Raw genomic sequence first — 18,673 nt, forward strand, 5'->3', positions numbered from 1 at the left:
TTCGCTTTCCTTCCTACCGTTTTGCAATACATCAACCAACAGGGAGAACGCTCCCGGGAAGAGGTTAACGATGGATAAAACGGTTTTTCGCCATAAGTTTCCTTTGTTGTTTTTGACGCTGGCGCTTGCCATCGGCTTGTTGCCCCAGAGCCTCGCGGGGAGAGCGGCGCAGGCGGCGAATTGGCCATACGGCGAGGAAGGTGTCGCCAATGGAAATTTCGAAACGACCCCTAGCGGCTTCCCCACCGATTGGACCCTCAAGATGCCGAACACGGCCTCCTATATCTCAGTGGATACTGCGCTCAAGACCAGCGGATTGCAAGGATTAAAATTGACGGATACCGCGGGCGGAACCAGAGAGGTCGGCGTCGTGTCGAATCCGGTCCCGATCGTCTACGGCGCTTCGTATACGGCAGAAGTAAAGGCAAACGTGACGACGGGAACGGTCTATCTCAAGGTTCAAACCAAGGATGCAAGCGGCAACCTGGGTTCCGAGTCGTATATGAGCGCTTCAACCTCGATAACCGGCTGGCAAACGCTGTCGGTCACGTTCACGCCGCCGCAAGCTTTCAGCTCTACCGCGATCGTGTCCGTGTATGAATCTTCCTCGCCCGCGTCCGCCTTGGCCACGATCGACGAAGCCACGCTGCGGCATACGGGGAATCTGGCGGCAAACGGCGGCTTCGAGCTCGATCCCGGGACGCCGAACGGCTTTCCTGCCGGCTGGGTGCCGTTTGCCGCCAACGGGGCGCCTTCATCCGTGACGACGGAGACGGGGACGGCTAACGTCAGCGCGGGCGCCCGAAGCGTCAAAATCGTCGACAACAGCGGTACGGTCGGTACGATCGGCATGAAGACGCCGCCGATTCCGATCCGCCCGGGCGAGACGTTTGACATTCAGGTGAAAGTCAAAGTCGACGCAGGCACTGTTGCGGTGCTTGCCCGGTCCTTTGACGGCAGCGGCGCGCAATACGGCCAGATTCCGGGCGTTACGCGGTCCGCGGCAGCCGGCTGGCAGACCGTGTCGTTCTCGTATACGCCGCAGGCTCCTTATACGTCGACCCTCGTCCTCATGATTTACGGGCGCGACGAGAACGCCGCCACGACCGCATATATCGACGAAGTGTCCGTTACAAGCAGCGAGCTGCTCTTCAATCCAAGCTTCGAGTCCGGGACGGGCGCCTTGCCCGACGGCTGGATCCCGACCGGTACGCCCGCCAACGGCGTGAGCTGGGTAACTGCCCCTAACCCGGTCGATCACGGCAGTAAGGCCGTCAAGCTCGCCGATTCGGACAATGCCAACTTGCAGCTGCAGAGCGCGCTCGTCAAGCACAAGCTCGGCTCCACCTATACCGCTTCCATAAAAGCCAACGTGACCTCGGGAAAAGTGAAGCTCGCGCTCCAATCCTTAAATTGGGGAGGAGCGGTGCTTACGGATTATTCGGCCGCCGTTCAATCGACCGCCGGCGTATCAGGCTGGCAGACGTTAAAAATTTCGGTATCGCCGCCTAACTGGGCTTCGTCGGTGAGAGTGGTGCTGTCCACCGATTCTTCTGCTGCCGATACGGCGGTGCTCGACTCGGCCGAGCTGCGGTTCGGCTGGCCCGCCGACTCGCTAAACGAGCCGTCCATGCCGTTCAGGCCCGCCGACCGGTCGTCCGTCGAGCAGAATCCCCCGGATTTCTCCTGGCGCTACGTAGAAGGGGCCGATCAGTACGAGCTTCAGATCTCGACGAGCGATTCTTTTACGACGACCGTTTACGCTAAAGCGGGAATCCCCGTCAACGTATTTAACCTTCCGAGCACCTTGACTGCGGGCGCCGGCTATTATTGGCGCGTGCGCTACCATCTTCCGCAGGGCTGGTCGGCATGGAGCGACACCAGGCAATTCGGCATCAAGGCGGACGCCGTCCCTTTTACGGTGCCCGATATCGACACGATGTTGAACGGCATACCGAGCAGCAGGCCCCGAATCTTAACGACCGCGAATACGCTGAACGCGTTCAAACAGCTTAAGAATAATGTGGGTGCGCCTATTTATGCTTTTGCACAAACGAGAGTGGACGGCATGATCGCAGCTCAGACCGGCACGCCCGGCAATCCCGCTTCGAACTCGGACGTGTTCGGGATCACTTACGGAGAGACGACCACGATCTTGTCCGGAGCGTTGATGTATCTGATTACGGAGGACCCGGATTATCTGAACTTTACGAAAACGCGATTAATGAACATCATCGAGTGGAACCCGGACGGTACTACGAGCTATCAGAACGACGACCGTTCGTTCCGCGAGATCGTATTGGCCGCGGCGGTTGCATACGACTGGTTAAATGTGACGAACAGCAGCGCTTTTAGCACTTCCGATCGGCAGAAACTGCTCGCGGCCATCCATACGAGGACGCAAACGCTCTACAACGACATTCTCGATGTCAGCTCGCTATACAAGCAACCGTATAATTCGCATGGCGGAACGGCCGCCGGCTATGTGGCGATCATCGCGACGGCCATGATGCACGAGACGGGGACCGTTAACGGCATTGCCATGCACGAGTACGCCAAGGCGTGGTTCAAAAATTCGGTTCCGGTCCGGATCAACTGGTATCCGCCGGTGGGAGGAGAGCAGGGAGGCTGGGCGTCGGGCACCGGTTATTGGGAAGCGTCGCACTTGGCCGACAAGCGAGTGGCGGACGTCCTGTTGGCCGCGACCGGCGTGAATTTGTATAACAAGGCTTTTTCCCGGAACGAACAATATCTCGTTCCCTACTTCTTGCCGGTCGGGTCGCCGAGCAATCGATTCGGCGACAGCGCCGAGAAGCCGATGATGAGAGAAACCGTCAATCTCCTGAGGCGCCAGGCGCAGATATACGGAAACCCGAGCGCCCAGTGGGCCGCCGCGGCCGCGCCGGTCGCGCTGGATCCGTATAAGTTGTTCACCTACCCATACGGCGACGATAACGTAGCGAAGCGGCCGCCGTTCGAGCTGCCGTCGGCCCGCTGGTTAAAGGATGTCGGCTGGGTCGCCATGCACTCCAGTCTGTACGACCCGAATCGAATTTCTTTGTACTTCAAATCCAGCGTTTACGGCAGCTACAATCATAGTCACGCCGATCAGAACAGCTTTACGATCGATGCCTTCGGCGAAAAGCTGGCGATCGATGCCGGATATTACGACGCTTACGGGAGCAGCTTTCATAACAATTACTACCGGACGACCTTGGCCCATAACGCCATCACGTACGACGGCAATAAGGGCCAGAAGACCAACGATATCCGCGCATCCGGAAGGATCGCGGGATTCGCGTCCATCGGAGCGTTCGACGGAACCGTAGGCGATGCGACTAACGCCTACAATCAGGATTCCTCGCTGTCCGGCCTAGACCTGGCCAGAAGAGGCATCATCTACGTCAAGCCGAACGCCTTCGTCGTCATCGACAAGCTCGATGCGAAGGGGACGTCCAGCGTACCCTTCGAATACTTGCTCCATGGCGACGGCAGCCTGACGGTCGACGGCAATTCGCAAGGGGCGACGATAGAGAAGACGCTAGCGGCCATGAAGGTCCAAATGATCTATCCGACCGCTTCAAGCGCAGCGGTAACTTCCGATTTTAAGACGGCGTCCGGTACCACAATCGCGCCTAATCTGAACCCGCAGCCGCCCTCGCAGCGGCATGCCAAGTTCACGTTTCCTTCGGCTGCGGCGCAGACGATCATCTCCACGTACCAGCCGTATCTCAAAAGTTCTTCGCCTCCGGCCATCACGTCGCAAAACCATACGACTTATCAGAGTCTTGCGTTCTCCGACGGAACGATGGTGTATGTCCGCTTGACGGGCAGCGGGCTTATCACGGTAAACGCCAACTTCAAATTCGACGGCACGGCCGCCGTCGTTCGCGGGGACAATGTCATGCTTCTGGACGGCGTGCGGCTGGAGAAGGACGGCGTAGTCTTGCTTCAATCGAACGTTCCGGCAACCGTCGCGGCAAGCGTTTCGGAAATCTCCATTTCCGGGGACGCGCCTGAGCTCGAGGTCCAATTCGCGAACGCTGCGAACCATCTCTATGACGAGAAATACGCGGAGGTCGCTTCGGGAGGGAACGCAGACGCCAACATGATCGCCAAAGGCGTTCACTGGACCAAAACCGGGAACGTGCTCACCATCCGGTCCGAATCCGGCAGACGCTTCAAGCTGAACGCCGCGACGGTGCCTGGCCCCAAACCGAGCGTAACGCTCACCGTGAAACTGAACGGAACGGTCATCGGCACGCATGCCTTGGCGGCTCACGGCACTTATGCGGGCGGTACGGCCAGCTACGGCCAATTGACCAGCGTTCCGGCAGGCACTTACAATGTCGTGAGCGCGCCTGCGGGACTCATTTTTGAGAATGGCGGGGCCGCAACGGGGCCGAAGACGTTCGCCGGACCGCCATGGGTGATCGTAGACGGAGCCGGCGGTACCTTGGAGCTGACCTCCTGACCGATGGTACCTCGTCATGCTTAACGCAGTTCCATCGTTCGTCTTTCGAAGACCCGGTCCTGATGGACCGGGTCCTTTGTTGCCGGCTAATCAGAGGATTTGTTGGTTTAGGATGTGGACGACGAGGTTAAATGGTTTACGATTGAGCGTCTAGCGCCGGTAAAAGCGCAAGTTAAGGGGGAAGCCGGGTTGTGGCTGGCTGCATTATGGGGAGGCATTTCGGGTTCGGCCGTGCTTCTGGGTGCTTTATTCGCCCTGTATCTTAAGATTCCAAAGAAACTGATAGGCTTTATCATGGCCTTCGGCACAGGCGTTCTCATCGGTGCGGCAACCTTTGAATTGGTTGGCGAGTCCGTTCGCAAGGGCGGACTGGAGCCGACGAGTATCGGATTCTTTGCGGGCGCCGTCGTCTTCACGGTGTTTGACTGGTATGTGTCCAAGAAGGGCGGCGCCAACCGAAAACGATCGGACGGGCGATCCTCGGACGTATCGGGCGATAAAGCGGGCGGACTGGGCATCTTTATCGGGACGGTGATTGATGCCGTTCCGGAATCCATCATGATCGGCGCCAGTCTAATCACGGGAGCCGGCGTCAGTATGCTGCTGGTTATCGCCATCTTTATCAGTAACATTCCGGAGGGACTGTCCAGCACTGTTGGCTTGAAAAACGGAGGGTATTCGCGGACCAAAATTTTGGGCCTTTGGGCAGTCGTTCTCCTGATTTCGGCTTTGGCTTCGCTTGGCGGGTACCTTTTTATGGAAAACGCAGGCGAATATGCAACGGCCATTATAGCTTCCTTTGCGGGAGGCGGGATCATGGCCATGATCGCGTCTACCATGTTGCCGGAAGCCTACGACGAGGGTGGACCCGTCATCGGTCTTATGGCCGCCTTAGGCCTGCTGGCATCGCTAATTCTGGACCATCTGTAAAAAGCAGCAGCTCCTCCAAGTTGGGTTCAAGGGATTGAATCCATTCCTGGCAGAGCTGCTTAAGTTCGATTCTTTGACAAGACTACGTCAATTAAAAAGGCTTCGCGGGAAGGTGGAGGTGGAAGGTCGTACCTTGGCCTAATTTCGTGGCTATATTAATAGACCCCCCGTGCTGATGAATGGTCGTAAATACTTGCGTCAATCCCATGCCTGTTCCTTCGTTTTTCGTGGAGAAAAACGGCGTTCCCAGCATTTTAATTTGATCCTCCGGAATCCCTACCCCCGAATCTTTGAATTTGAGATGAATAAATCCATCTTTGTAATAGTGCTCGACCGTAAGTTCGCCTTTTCCTTCAATCGATTCCAATGCATTTTTAATCAAGTTAAAAAAGGCTTTTAACAATAAATTTTTCTTGCCCATAATTTGCTTGTCCTGGTCGTGGAAAATTTTCGTTACTTTTATGTTGTATAGCTTCTCTTGAAACAAAAAGATCAATGATTCTAACTCCGAACAAAGATAGATCGGTATGCTTTGTTCATCATCCAAATCCGGCTTCGCGACTTGCAATAGATTGTTGAGCGTTTTGATGGCATTATCCAATTCCTCGACGACGATATCAAAATAAGAGTGGCTCATTTGCTTTTGCAAAAGCTGAACAAACCCTTTAACGGTGGTCAAGGGGTTTCGAACCTCATGCGCAATGCCGGCCGCCATTTGCCCGATCGCGGATAATTTCTCCGCGGCGGACAATCGTTTTTCCGCGGCTTTTCGCTTCGTACTATCTAATACACGCAGTTGGATAAGGGTTTCGTTTCCCAGAAAATAGGGCGCGGCCGCGATGACGACGTCAATGAGCTCGCCGTCCTTCCGGATCATTTTCTGTTCAACCAGCTCTACAGGCGCGCTGCTGTTCATAATTTCATGCTGCTCGTTAATAACGCCGTGATAATCGGGATGCAAAAAGTGCCGGATATCGACGCCGATAATTTCGTCAGGGAAAGACAAGCCTAGAAAATTAAAACCGGTTTGGTTCACATAGATCACTTTCCAGTTTTGAAGCACGAATATCGCTTCGAGAGAATACTTAACCAGTTGATCGTAATCCAATTCCGCTTTTCCAAGCATTTTAGTCAAAATACTGCCCTCCCGTCTATCTAATACGATATCGCGTCGTATTAATTCATTTCTGATTTGCTTTATAAATTCATCGTCCAGTCCCGATTCCATGGAGCTGGAATAAGCTTCTAGCAATTCTTGATCGGTAATGCTGTACATGGTAAGCCTCCGCCTTGTCAATATCACAATAAGTATAATATAGAAAAGATAGCCCTCGCTGTACATCCATTCTGCTACCACTATTATCCTGTTCTTCGTTAAGAACTGTCAAACTTTTGAAACCATGAACAGCGAGAAATGATACTCAATAGTCCGTCGACTATTATATACCTAGCCATGCGCTGGATCGCTAGTTTGCTGATCGTCGCGCGTCCAATGCCAAAAGCCGGCGCTCAGCGCCGGCTTTTTGGCCGTTATTCGGGCTCAAGATGGCGACCGGCCCGGCGGTATTGGCCAGGACTTACGCCCATGACTTTGCGGAACACCTCGCGGAAGTGGGCGGGGTCGCGGTAGCCGGCGCTCTTCGCGATATCGGCGATCTTGCGCTCCGTATCGAGGAGGAGTCTGCAGGACTGCTCGACCCGCTTGTGCTGCACGTATTCGGAAAACCCCATTCCCGCATGCCGCCGGAACAAACGGATCATATGCCGGGCGCTCAGCCCGGCCCGGGCCGCGAGCTCGCGGACGGTCAGCGGTTCGGAGGCATGCGCGTCTACAAAGGTCAGCAGGCCGGACATCTCCGGTGTACCTCGCGCCGCGTCGCGCGCAATTCCGTGCGCGGCCGGATCGCTCTCGGCCAGCCGGCATATTCGGACCGACAGCTCGAGCAGCCCGGCGATCAGGACCGTCTCGAAGCCGGGGACGCCGTCCGTGTATTCCCGGTGCAGGCGCTCGATCGTCCGGCCGAGCGTCATGTCCTTGTCCGCGAGGGCGATATGCGTGCCGGGTTCGCCCTCGAAGATCCGGAGCGACGCTCCGCCGCCGTGCCGCGACAGCCAGCGCTTCAGCTCGGGCAGCCAATCGGGCTTGATGCCGAGGTTGTACACGAGAAGTCTGGACGAGCCGGTCGCGCCGACCGGACGGAAGATATGCGTGGTGCCGACAGGCAGGATGTACAACCGGCCCTTGCCCGTTCGGGACGCGGCGCCGGAGACATAGTGATAGCCCTCGCCGGACATCACGTACGCGATCTCGACGTAGGCGTGATCGTGCTCCCTGAGATCAAAGCCCTCCTCCCAGCGGTTCACGAACAGCGGGAGGTCCCCGCGGAAGTGCTCCGACAAGTCCGAGCGGTGAGCCCTGGCTCTCGCAGCCCGTACCGGCGGATGAAGCGGCATGTCATCTTTGCCCATATATGATGTCACTTCTCCCGGCGATGTTTCCGTTCCGATTATTATACAATCATCCTGACAATCGGCGCAAAAGAGGAGAATCGCATATGAGCAAACCGGCCAAGGCGCAAGATGCAACCTGGATCTGGTATCCCGGAGACTTCGAAGTCCGGCTCCACGAGAAGGCGTCGACCTGGCGCAGGGCGCGCGGCGTCGCCTATCCGGCGTACTGGCGGCTCGACCGTCATTACTCCAACGTCAAGTTCCGTTATGTCTACGATCTGCCGCAGGAGGAGACGATCCGGATCGCGGCCGAGGGGAGATTCTCGCTATATCTGGACGGCCGGGACAATAGTCGGACCGACCGGTCCGAGATCACGCTGCCCGCCGGCCGGCACGAGATCGCGGTCAGCGTGTTCAACGACACGGAGATTCCGGCGCTGTACGTGAGCGGAGACCGCATCCGGTCCGGCCCGTCTTGGGAGGCGACCTCCTATCAGAACGAATGGGTAGCCGCGGGGGCCTGGACCTTCGATGCGCCGGAGGCGGGACCTTCGACGTTCCGGCTGTCCGTGGCGCCGCAGGATCCGGTCGCGTCGGAGATTCGCGGGGGACATGCGCTGCTCGATTTCGGGCGGGAGACGTTCGGATACCTCCGCTTCCACGACCTGTCGGGCGACGGCGAGGCGAGGATCTACTATGGGGAATCCCTGTCCGAAGCGCTGTCGCCGGAGGCTTGCGTCACGGTGGACCGGTTCGATGCCGGGGCGGCGGCGACCCGGAGCGTGGAAGGGCTATACACGGTAGAAGAGGGCAAGGCATTCCGATACGTCTGGATTCATGCGGACCCGGGCGTTCGCTGGGAAAAGGTATCCATGCTCTACGAGTTCGTGCCCGTGACCTACCGAAGCGCGTTCGAATGCGACGACGCGAAGCTCACCGAGATTTACGAGATGTCGCTGTATACGCTGCACCTCAATACGCGCGAATTTTTCCTCGACGGCATCAAGCGGGACCGTTGGGTATGGTGCGGCGACGCTTATCAGGCATTCCTGATGAATTACTACAGCTTCTTCGATCTCGACGTCACGCGGCGGACGCTGGTCGCCCTGCGGGGCAAGGACCCGCTGACGACGCATATCAACACGATCCTGGATTACTCGATGTACTGGTTCGTGTCCCTGTACGATTACTATCTGTATACGGGCGACTTCGCCTTTATCCGGCAATGCTACGGACGCGCGGTCTCCTTGATGGCCTTCTGCCTGAAGCAGCTCAACGCGGAGGGGCTGATCGAAGGCAGGCCACAGGATTGGGTATTCGTCGACTGGGCGGACCTTGACAATACGGGCGCGGTGAGCACGGAGCAGATCCTGCTTGCGCGCAGCCTGGAGGCGATGGCGAAGTTCGCCGCGCTCATGGGGGAGGACGACGATGCCGCCGCGTATGCCGCGCAGGCGGAGGAGATCAAGGCGGCGACGCTGCGCCTGTTCTGGGACGAGACGCAGGGCGGGCTGCTGCACCACAGGGTGGCGGGCGAGACGAAGCCGCTCATGACCAAGCATGCCGGCATGTTCGCAATGACGTACGATTATTTGACGCCGGCGCAGCGGGAGAGCGTGATCCGGAACGTGCTGCTGAACCCCGACGTGCCGGACATCAGGACGCCCTATATGCGGTTTCATGAGCTTGCGACGCTGTGCGAGAGCGGAGAGCACGATTATGTGCGCCGGGAAATGCTGTCCTACTGGGGCGGCATGATCGCGCTTGGGGCGACGACCTTCTGGGAGGAGTACGACCCGAAGCTGGCGGACGATGCGCACTACGGCATGTACGGCATGCCCTTCGGCAAAAGTCTCTGCCATGCCTGGGGCGCGGGACCGATCTATCTGATCGGAAAATACTTCATCGGCGTCAAGCCGCTGACCCCTGGCTACGGTACTTTCGCCGTCGAGCCGCATCTCGGGGGGCTGACCTGGTTCAAGGGGACCGTGCCGATCGCAGGCGGAGAGGCGGAGGTGGACATGAACAAGGCGCGCATCCGCGTCAGAGCGACGCGTGGCGGCGGCTTGCTGCGGTATCGCGAGGGCGGGGCCGACAAGGAGATTCCGATCCCGGATGACGGGAGATGGACGGAAGTCGAATGGCATGAGCGGGCATGAAGAAGTCGCTTCGACATACGCAGGACGATGCGCCGACGCGGTCAGCCATGACCGCGTCCTTTTTTGCCGCCGTTGATTTGCATGGCTATGAACAACAGGAGCGGAAGGGCGATTTGAAAAATCGTAAACCAATAAGTGACCGCCTTCCCTACCCAGATATGATGCGTGTAGTTGGGGGATAGGAAGGATAGGCCGAAGATCAGCGCGGCGAGCGGCAGAATCCCTTTGCGGTAACCGATCCCCGACAATTGGCTGAATCCGGTCGCGGCGCCGATAAAAAAAGCCGCCAGCTTGGTGCCGAGACCCAGGAAAAGAACGAACACGAACAGGATGTCCATGCGCTCGAATACCTGGGAGAACTCGATTAACTGCACGCTTTCCAACAGGGGAAAGGTAACATTCTCGGCGATGGATTGCCCGAGCACGAACACCGTCAGTTGGTTCATCGCGATCAGGAAGAGGGAGACGCCGCCATAGGTAAGGTAGACGGATCTGCTGAATCCGGGCGTGCCCGTACGGACAAGCGGGAAAAAGACGAGAAACAGCACCGTTTGTCCGAACGGGAAAGAAACCAGCTCGGGAAAGGCGGCTTTGAAGACCGGACGCCACCCGTTTTCCAACATGGGAAGCAAGCTTTCCGCGTGAATCATTTGTTGGCTGGCCAGCATCACGATAAGCAGCGCATAACCCATGAGCAGAAACGGAAGGAGAACGAGCGTGCAAAGAAATAACATGCGCGCTCCATACCGTGCCGTATTGGCCACGACGATGATCGTGATCATCGCGATGATGAACAACGGCGTTTGGTTAAGCAGCACCTGCGACGTCAGTTCCACCAGGTCCCGCAAATTCCGGGAGGACTCGTACGCGAAGTATCCGACGAACAAAAAGCCGCACGCCGTGCCGGCCCAACTGCCCAAATAAGCGCGGCATAACGCGAACAGATCGCGATCCGGATCCTGCCTGTGCATGGCCAAGTACATCGCGAGCAGAAAAAAGGCGGCGGCCGAGGCCAGCGTCATGGCGATCCAGGCGTCCTGCTTGGCTTCGGCCGCCTGGAGAAACAGCGTCGTGCTGCCGATTTCGTAAATGACAAGACAAGCGATCAGACCCGAAGGGTTCGTCGTTTGATCATTCATACCGCCCGCACGTCCTTTCAAACGCGAAGCCCGAAGGCTTCTTTGTTCATGGCTGCTCGTCGCTGACCGTATTTGTAAGCATGCCGGGATTTTCGACCGTCGCTCGAACATGGACGTTCAATTCAACTTGCTCGAGGCGCTGATCCCAGTCTCCCTTCAACTGTCTCCAAGCTTGCGGATACTTGCGATGAATTCTGTCCGCGAATCCCGCCAGATCGGCATGCAACCGCTGCGAGGCGTTCCAGCCCGACCGGATTTTTTCCTGAATGACTTTTTCGATCTGTCTTTCCATGGCGGCGATCATGTCAGGATCCGCCAATCTTTTAACGCAAGCGGATTCGCTCAGCGTGCCTTTCGTTTTGACCTTTACGCTCATTTGAAACGCATCTCCCGACTTAACGGCCGCGACCCGCGTTTTGGCGGCTCGAACCTGGAAGGCGGCTTGCTCCGCGGAGGACTTCGCGCCGGGACATGGAAAGGTAATCGTCGACTGTTTGATCCGGTTGTTCAGCCAGTCGATGCCGTAGCTCTCCGATTGCCCGATCCAGCCGACCAGCCGCGTTCCTTTGAATACGCCCAGGCGCAATAAGCGGAGCTTCGTCGGCACCACTGTCGTTTTGAACGCGTCGACGCCTTCCAGATCGTCGGCATCTCCGACGTCGGCGCGGCGAATGCCGATCTCCGGGACGAGGATCGCGCCAGCGTCGGAGTACATGCTCTTGGCCAAGTCGAACACGCTTACGGCCGGCATCAGACCCGCCGTTTCTTGATCGGTGGTCAGGATCGCCGCGATCGCCGTTCCAGGCAGCCTTTCCGGCGGAACGAACTGCCGCAGGATCTGGGCTCCCACGCCGTCGGTGACTGTGAGCAGCACGGTTTCCCGGGCGTCGAAGCTTCGCAAATATAAATCGAGCACTTCCGATATCCCTTGCTGCGCCGCTTCCTTGCCCACCACGAGAACGTCGGTATGAGAGAAGTAAAGCTCCCGGGTAAATTCCAGATTTGCGCGGCTGACCGCTTCCCGAATCGTGCGGCCGCGCGTCGTGAAGACGTGTACGGAAGACTGGGAGCTGCTCGCCGAGCCGCCGCCTCCCGCACCGGACCACATCGCGGAGGGTACGATGACCTGGTAGGTTACGACCCATTCATTGCCCGACCGGTCGATCGCCGTGGCGGCTGTTATGCCCAGCTGGTTCAACTCTCTGCGGTCCCAGCAGCCCGTGAGCGCGCAGCAGACCGTCGTCGCGCAGAGGATCAGCGACCATCGCTTCAAGTGCGATTTTCCTCCTTTTTCGGTCCGGTTCTAGGCTGGCGCCGGGGATTGCGGCTTCCGATCACGGCCGGCCGTTCTTTGAGCGCCCGCCAGGGCAGGCGGACGAACAAATCCCTGAAGTTTCTCCATTTCAAAGGCGCGACCGGCAATAAATAGGGGATGCCGAACGACCGGAGGGAGACGAGATGTAGGAGCAGCGGAATCATCCCGGCGAGAATCCCGAACAAGCCGAACGATCCGGCGAGCGCCATCAGCAGGAACCGCATGAGACGAATGGCCGCCGACATCCCGAGCGCCGGAATGACGAAGCTGGCGATGGCGGTGAAGGACACGATGATGACCATCGCGCCCGATACTAAGCCAGCCTGCACCGCGGCCTGGCCGAGCACCAGGGCGCCGACGATGGAGATGGCCGGACCGATGACTCGGGGCATGCGTATCCCTGCCTCGCGGATCACCTCGAAGGTCAGCTCCATGAGCAAGGCCTCCAGCAGCGCCGGCAGCGGGATACCTTCCCGCTGCGCGGCCAGGCTGATCAACATCGTCGTCGGGATCATCTCTTGCTGGAAGGTCGTCACCGCGATATAAAGCGAAGGAAGAAGCAGGCTGACGAAAAAAGCGATGAACCGGATAATACGGACAAATGAAGCGATATCGTGCCGCTGATAGTAGTCTTCGCTCGACAGAAAAAACTTAAAAAACGTAACGGGAACGATTAGCGCAAAGGGAGTGCCGTCGACGAGAACGGCCGCATGCCCTTCAAGCAAGTGGCCTGCGACCGTATCGGGCCGTTCCGTGTTATGTATCGTCGGGAACGGCGTCCATGCGGTATCTTGGATGAGTTCTTCGATATAACCGCTCTCCAGGATCCCGTCGATGTCGATGGCATCCAGACGACGACGAAGTTCATCCAAAATAACGGGCTGCACGATGCCCTCGATATAAACGACCGCCACCTTCGTACGCGTGTAGCGGCCGACGACCCGATCCTCGATTCGCAAGTGTGGCGTACGGAGTCTTCTACGCACCAGCGACAGGTTGTCGGCTAGATTTTCCGTAAAGCCGTCCTTCGGTCCGCGCACGACCGTCTGGGAAGACGGCTCCTCGACGGAGCGGGAGGGGCCGCCGGGAATTGCGACGCACAGTCCGCCTGTGAGTCCGGTCCCGACAATGACGGCTTCGCCGTTCAACATCGCTTGTACGAGCGCGTCGTCCGAGTCCGCGTCAGTCAACGCTCCGACGGGTACGCGGGAGGCGAGCGACATCGGGAGGTCCGGTGGCAAGCCGGATTCATCGCGCGCTTCGGCGGCGACGGCTTCGAGCAAGAAAGCCAGCAAATTTTTATCTACAAGTCCGTCAATGTAGCAAACGGCATACATGAAAGGATCCTTCGGATCTTCATGGATGAACCTGACGATAAAGTCCGAGCTTCCGCCCAGCTGGTAGCGAAGCCTTTCTACGATGGAAGGCGCGGCCGGCTTCTCCGTTACGTTCAACTTTTGTCCATCCTCTCGGGAGCGGCATAGACCGTCGATCGGAGTTACGTTGCCCAAATTTCCCGGATATATCCAGCAAGTCGCCTTCCGCGACCGTCGCCAGGGGCGTCATAAACGCAAAGAAGACTGCCGATTGCGCGGCAGTCCATCCATGCGATTCGTCGATTAGCCCTTGCGGCTAGGCAGCTTCGTGACGGAGCCGGTGCCCGGGGATTGCTCGGACGCGAATTCCGTGTCGCTTTGGCTCGTGGAGGAGAATGGGTTCGCGTTCTGGTTCTTGCCTTTGCGGGTCGTTTGGTTTTGCTTGTTGTTCGGCATGGGATGCACCTCCTGATCGATGATGGAACAGCTCCATTAGCTTTTCCGAATCGGCCGGCCGGCTATGCTGGGAACGGATGTGAAAAGCGCCGGCGAGGTAAGTGAAAAGCGCCTGCGTCCGCGTTAACGGATGCAGGCGCCAGGGCTTAGCGGCAACGATCAGCGGTCGCCCTCCGCCTTGAGCTTCGCGAGCAGCTTGTCGCCCTCGACGTCGAGATTCGGCAGCATGCGGTCGAGCCAGCGCGGCAGCTTCCAGGCGGCGTTGCCGAAGAGGGCCATGACGGCGGGCACGAGCGCCATGCGGACGACGAAGGCGTCGATCAGGATGCCCACGGCGAGCGCGAAGCCGATCTGCTTGATCATGATGTCGTGCGCGAAGATAAAGCCCGCGAAGACGGAGACCATGATCACGGCCGCTGCCACGACGACGCGGCTCGCTTGCTCGTAGCCGTGCACGACGCTGCTCATCCCCTTGTGTCCGTGCACGTACGATTCCCGCATGGAGCTCACCAGGAACACCTGGTAGTCCATCGCCAGGCCGTACAGAATGCCGGTCACGAGGATCGGCATGAAGCTGAGGAGCGGGCCGCCGGTATCGAATCCGAACAGCGAATGGAGCCAGCCCCACTGGTAGACGGCCGTCGTGATCCCGAACGTGGCGAGCACGCTGAGTAGGAAGCCGACCGTCGCCTTGATCGGGACGATGATCGAGCGGAACACGAGCAGCAGGATAATGAGCGACAGAATGACGATAATGACGATATACACCGGGAACGCATCCGCCAGCTTGGCGGACATGTCGATATTGATGGCGGTGAAGCCGGTGACGCCGATGCTGACGTCGCTCTTCTGCGCGAAGGCGGAATCCGGCGCGCGGAGCGCCTGCACGAGGTTCTTGGTCGCCGTATCGGTCGGACCGGTGGTCGGGATCAGGCTGATGATGCCGATGTTGCCTTCCTGATTGACGCCCATCGGCGAGACGAGCGCGACGCCTTCCTGCTGCTGGAGGCCCTGTACCAGCGCGCCCAGCGTCTCGGCCGTGATCTTGCCGCCCTGGGCCTTCGGCTCGGCGACCAGGAGCAACGGACCGTTGTAGCCTTCCCCAAACCCTTCGGATATCGCGTCGTAGCTCTGCCTGTTGCCCGTGTCGAGGTTCGCCGTGGCGCCCGAAGGGATGCCCAGCTTCATATCGGCAACCGGGATCGCGGCCGCGCCGAGAATGACGACGACGGCGACCACGACCAGCCAGCGGGTCTTGACGATGCCGTACACCCAGCTATGCGCGAAGCCGTGGCTCGCTTGGGTTGAGGCGGTGCCGTTCTTGCCGCGCGCCTTCGACGAGCAGATGCGCTCGCCGATGAGGCCGAGCAGCGCCGGCAGCAGCGTGAGGGCCAGGAGCACGTTGACGAATACGGTCGCCGCCGCGACGAGCGCCATTGCGGACAAGAACGAGATGCCGATGACGAGCATGCCGCACAGGGCGATGATGACCGTGAGTCCGGCGAAGAAGACGGCGCTGCCTGCCGTGCCGACGGCGCGGCTCGCCGCATCGCGGGCGCTAAGGCCCTGGTCGATAATCATGCGGCGCTGCCTGTTGACGATAAAGAGGGAATAGTCGATGCCGACGGCAAGCCCGACCATCAGCGCCAGCACCGGCGTAATATCGGTCATCGTGAAGAAAGTGGAGAACGCGTAAGCGGCTCCGACGCTGATCCCGACGCCGAGAAGGGCGGTCAGCAGCGGCAGGCCGGCGGCGACGACCGAACCGAGCGTCATCAGCAGGACGACGGCTGCCACGACGAGACCGATGGCCTCGGTAGAGCCGATCGCCGGCTTGCTCGAGAGCGAGTCGCTCGGCAGCGCGGTGATGCCGGAGCCGCCCTGCTCTACGGCCGCGACGGCGTCAAGGACATGGTCCGGAACCTCCTGCGGCAGCGAGGTCTGCTGTACGGTGAACTGGAACTGGAACAGCGCGACGCTGCCGTCCCCGGACAGGATCACGCCCGGCACCGGGACGCCGCCGGCCATGAGCGGGCCATAAGAAGGCGCGCTGGCAGCGCTTGCTGCCGCAGCTTGGCTCTGGTCTCCGGCAGCGGCCGAGGCGCCGGGCTCCGCGCTTGCCTGGCCGCCTCCTGCGCCGCCGCTTGCCTGACCGGCAGCTTGCCCGGCAGCCTGGCCGTCCGCCGATGCGCCGGCCTGCGCCGCCAGCTCGGCAGGATTGATCACATACTCGAGGCTGTACACTTCCCCGACCGCCTTCTGGATCGAGGCGATCCGATCCGGCGTATCGAGCCGTTCGCCCTTCGGCACGGTGAACACGACGCTGGCCTGTCCGCCGGATGCCGCCGGCAGCTCCTGCGCCAGTTGGTCCAGCACCTTCTGCGATTCCGTTCCTTCGATCTTCATTTCAGAGCTGACATGGATGCCGTTCGCGCCGAGCAGGGCGCCGACGACGCCGAGGATCACGACCCAGCCGATGATGAATTGCCACGGCTTGGCATAGGCGGTCTTGCCCACCTTGTACAGGAATGTCGACATAGCAGGGGATTCTCTCCTTTTATCTATAAAAAGTCATTGCGGGAAACCAGATTAGAAGCCGCTGCGCAAATACCGGAAGGCTTGGTCCAAATACTGCTCGAACGTCATCGCGTCCGGGGAATCGGCCGCGGGCTCGTCAGGGAAGCGCACGTGAAGGCTGCCGTCGATGAGCGGGAGCATGATGCCGTAGGTCGCGCCGGCCAGCAGCTGGGCATAGCTGTGCGGATAACGTCCGCGGGACAGCTCGCCGAGTATCGTCTCCGCCTCCATTTGCAGCTTGCGCAGCAGGATGAGGATGTACGGCTCAAGCGTCGGCGCTTGCTTCGACATGGTCACGAGCGTGCGCATTTTCCGGAAGAGCTCCTCGGTTAGCCGCATCTTGAGCAGATGGTACAGCGTATCGAGCGGGTGAGCGTCTTCGGCGATGCTGGCCAGCAGATCCTCCGGCTCGGCCTTCTCCTTGAAGGCGACGGTCGCCATGACGACCGCTTCTTCCTTGCACGAGAAATGGTTGGCGAACGTTCTCCTGGAGTAACCGGCGCGCTGCGCGATATCGTCGACCACGAAGCCGTCCAGCCCCCGCTCCAGCGCAAGCTCGTAGGCCGCGTCGGCCAGCGCGTGCGCGGTCGCCTCTTTCTTCAGATCCCTCAGGCTTTGTTTGATCATCATACGCGCTGATTCGCACACCTCGATTTTTTGAATCTTAGATTTCTATCATAAGCAGTAGCCCTATTTATATTATTGCCCATTGGGCAAAGTTGCACAACGGGTAACGTATTACGATATTGTGACGGTTCAACTTCCGAAAAACGGAGACGCGATACGAAATATCGCGCCTACCCAACCCCGAGTTCCGAATCGTACAATACAAATAAATGAAAACACTTACATGTTCCGGGAGACAGGAGGAAGGGCCGCATGGAATCCCCCGCGGAGGTTCGGGATGCGCCGCGACCGCGCACGCGCGCCAGTGGAGGCTGGACGGCCCGGTGGGCGAGAAAGCTGCTCGCGCAGCGATATCTGCAGGCGATGGCCTTGCTCGGCGCGGCATGGATGATCGTGTTCAACTACATCCCCATGTACGGCCTCGTCATCGCGTTCAAGGAATACAACATCATCCAGTCGGTCGGAGAGGCGCCCTGGGTCGGGCTGGCGCATTTCCGGGAATTTCTGTCGGACGACCAGCTGCCCGGCGTCATTCGCAATACGATCGGGATCAGCCTGCTCAAGCTGATCGTCGGATTCCCGCTGCCGATCCTGTTCGCCCTGTTCCTGAACGAGCTGCGGTCGGTCCGATTCAAGAAGTCCGTACAGACGATCTCTTATCTGCCGCACTTTTTGTCCTGGGTCATCCTGGGCGGCATCTTGACGACCTGGCTCTCGGACGTGGGCGTCATCAACAAGTTCCTGCTGGCGCTCGGGCTCATCAGCGAGCCGGTCGATTATCTGGCCAGCCCGAACTACTTCTGGACGATCGTGGTCGCCTCGGATATCTGGAAGGAGCTCGGCTGGTCGGCGATCATCTACCTCGCGGCCATGGCCAGCGTATCGCCGGAGATGTACGAGGCCGCGACGATCGACGGCGCCGGGCGGTTCCAGAAGATGCGGTACGTCACCTTGCCCGGCATCGCCGGCACGATCTCGATTCTGTTCATTTTGGCGGTCAGCGGCATCCTGAATTCCAACTTCGACCAGATCTTCGTCATGCGCAACGCGCTGAACGACAGCGCGAGCAACGTCATCGACATCTTCGTCTACCAGACGGGCATCTCGCAGTCCCGCTACTCCTATGCGACCGCGGTCGGCCTGATCAAGTCGGTCATCACGTTGGGGCTGCTGCTAGGCGCGAACGGCGTCCTGAAGCGCCTGAATCAATCCACCTTGTTCTGACCGAA

Annotated in this window: 12 protein-coding genes; 4 read left to right on the forward strand and 8 right to left on the reverse strand. The window is 59.1% G+C overall.

What is annotated here, in order from left to right; genetic code table 11:
• Nucleotides 1–70: 70 nt before the first annotated feature.
• Both PQG80_RS05955 and PQG80_RS05960 read left to right on the forward strand, forming a co-directional pair.
• Nucleotides 71–4,474 (forward strand): carbohydrate binding domain-containing protein, encoded by a 4,404-nt coding sequence (locus PQG80_RS05955; protein WP_271750303.1) that lies wholly within the window; start codon nt 71–73, stop codon nt 4,472–4,474.
• Nucleotides 4,475–4,663: 189 nt separating this feature from the next.
• Nucleotides 4,664–5,404, forward strand: coding sequence for a ZIP family metal transporter (locus PQG80_RS05960; protein ID WP_271750304.1), 741 nt, complete (start codon nt 4,664–4,666; stop codon nt 5,402–5,404).
• A gap of 91 nt (nt 5,405–5,495) precedes the next feature.
• On the opposite strand, the gene PQG80_RS05965 is transcribed toward PQG80_RS05960, so the two are convergent.
• On the reverse strand, nt 5,496–6,680 hold the full coding sequence (locus tag PQG80_RS05965) for an ATP-binding protein (protein WP_271750305.1): 1,185 nt from the start codon (nt 6,678–6,680) through the stop codon (nt 5,496–5,498).
• A 254-nt stretch (nt 6,681–6,934) separates the two neighbouring features.
• Nucleotides 6,935–7,873 (reverse strand): AraC family transcriptional regulator, encoded by a 939-nt coding sequence (locus tag PQG80_RS05970; RefSeq protein ID WP_271750306.1) that lies wholly within the window; start codon nt 7,871–7,873, stop codon nt 6,935–6,937.
• An 86-nt stretch (nt 7,874–7,959) separates the two neighbouring features.
• Here PQG80_RS05970 and PQG80_RS05975 point away from each other — a divergent pair, with 86 nt between their 5' ends.
• A complete protein-coding gene (locus PQG80_RS05975; RefSeq protein WP_271750307.1) occupies nt 7,960–10,014 on the forward strand; it encodes an alpha-L-rhamnosidase-related protein in 2,055 nt (684 codons plus the stop codon).
• 41 nt (nt 10,015–10,055) lie between these two features.
• On the opposite strand, the gene PQG80_RS05980 is transcribed toward PQG80_RS05975, so the two are convergent.
• The 6 genes from PQG80_RS05980 to PQG80_RS06005 form a co-directional block, all read right to left on the reverse strand.
• Nucleotides 10,056–11,153, reverse strand: coding sequence for a GerAB/ArcD/ProY family transporter (locus PQG80_RS05980; RefSeq protein WP_271750308.1), 1,098 nt, complete (start codon nt 11,151–11,153; stop codon nt 10,056–10,058).
• A gap of 46 nt (nt 11,154–11,199) precedes the next feature.
• Entirely contained in the window at nt 11,200–12,426 is a 1,227-nt protein-coding gene (locus PQG80_RS05985) for a Ger(x)C family spore germination protein (protein WP_271750309.1), read from the reverse strand.
• Nucleotides 12,423–13,922: a spore germination protein gene (locus tag PQG80_RS05990; RefSeq protein WP_271750310.1), complete on the reverse strand. Its 1,500-nt coding sequence runs from the start codon at nt 13,920–13,922 to the stop codon at nt 12,423–12,425. The genes PQG80_RS05985 and PQG80_RS05990 overlap by 4 nt, the downstream gene beginning before the upstream one ends.
• 165 nt (nt 13,923–14,087) lie before the next feature.
• A complete protein-coding gene (locus PQG80_RS05995) occupies nt 14,088–14,240 on the reverse strand; it encodes a hypothetical protein (RefSeq protein WP_271750311.1) in 153 nt (50 codons plus the stop codon).
• Nucleotides 14,241–14,399: 159 nt separating this feature from the next.
• Nucleotides 14,400–16,778 carry an MMPL family transporter gene (locus tag PQG80_RS06000; RefSeq protein WP_271750312.1) on the reverse strand — a complete coding sequence of 793 codons (2,379 nt, stop codon included), beginning with the start codon at nt 16,776–16,778 and terminating at the stop codon, nt 14,400–14,402.
• Nucleotides 16,779–16,829: 51 nt separating this feature from the next.
• The gene (locus PQG80_RS06005; RefSeq protein ID WP_271750313.1) at nt 16,830–17,447 is read right to left on the reverse strand and encodes a TetR/AcrR family transcriptional regulator; all 618 of its coding nucleotides are present in this window, start codon (nt 17,445–17,447) and stop codon (nt 16,830–16,832) included.
• A gap of 249 nt (nt 17,448–17,696) precedes the next feature.
• On the opposite strand from PQG80_RS06005, the gene PQG80_RS06010 reads away from it, so the two are divergent.
• Nucleotides 17,697–18,668, forward strand: coding sequence for an ABC transporter permease (locus tag PQG80_RS06010; protein WP_271750314.1), 972 nt, complete (start codon nt 17,697–17,699; stop codon nt 18,666–18,668).
• The last annotated feature ends 5 nt before the right edge of the window (nt 18,669–18,673 follow it).

This window comes from Cohnella rhizoplanae, assembly GCF_948329515.1.
Lineage (GTDB): Bacteria > Bacillota > Bacilli > Paenibacillales > Paenibacillaceae > Cohnella > Cohnella rhizoplanae.

Coding starts and splice junctions, on each gene's coding strand:
- PQG80_RS05955 (WP_271750303.1), top strand. CDS start 71: ATGGATAAAACGGTTTTTCGCCATAAGTTTCCTTTGTTGTTTTTGACG.
- PQG80_RS05965 (WP_271750305.1), bottom strand. CDS start 6,680: ATGTACAGCATTACCGATCAAGAATTGCTAGAAGCTTATTCCAGCTCC.
- PQG80_RS05970 (WP_271750306.1), bottom strand. CDS start 7,873: ATGGGCAAAGATGACATGCCGCTTCATCCGCCGGTACGGGCTGCGAGA.
- PQG80_RS05975 (WP_271750307.1), top strand. CDS start 7,960: ATGAGCAAACCGGCCAAGGCGCAAGATGCAACCTGGATCTGGTATCCC.
- PQG80_RS05980 (WP_271750308.1), bottom strand. CDS start 11,153: ATGAATGATCAAACGACGAACCCTTCGGGTCTGATCGCTTGTCTTGTC.
- PQG80_RS05995 (WP_271750311.1), bottom strand. CDS start 14,240: ATGCCGAACAACAAGCAAAACCAAACGACCCGCAAAGGCAAGAACCAG.
- PQG80_RS06000 (WP_271750312.1), bottom strand. CDS start 16,778: ATGTCGACATTCCTGTACAAGGTGGGCAAGACCGCCTATGCCAAGCCG.
- PQG80_RS06005 (WP_271750313.1), bottom strand. CDS start 17,447: ATGATGATCAAACAAAGCCTGAGGGATCTGAAGAAAGAGGCGACCGCG.
- PQG80_RS06010 (WP_271750314.1), top strand. CDS start 17,697: ATGGAATCCCCCGCGGAGGTTCGGGATGCGCCGCGACCGCGCACGCGC.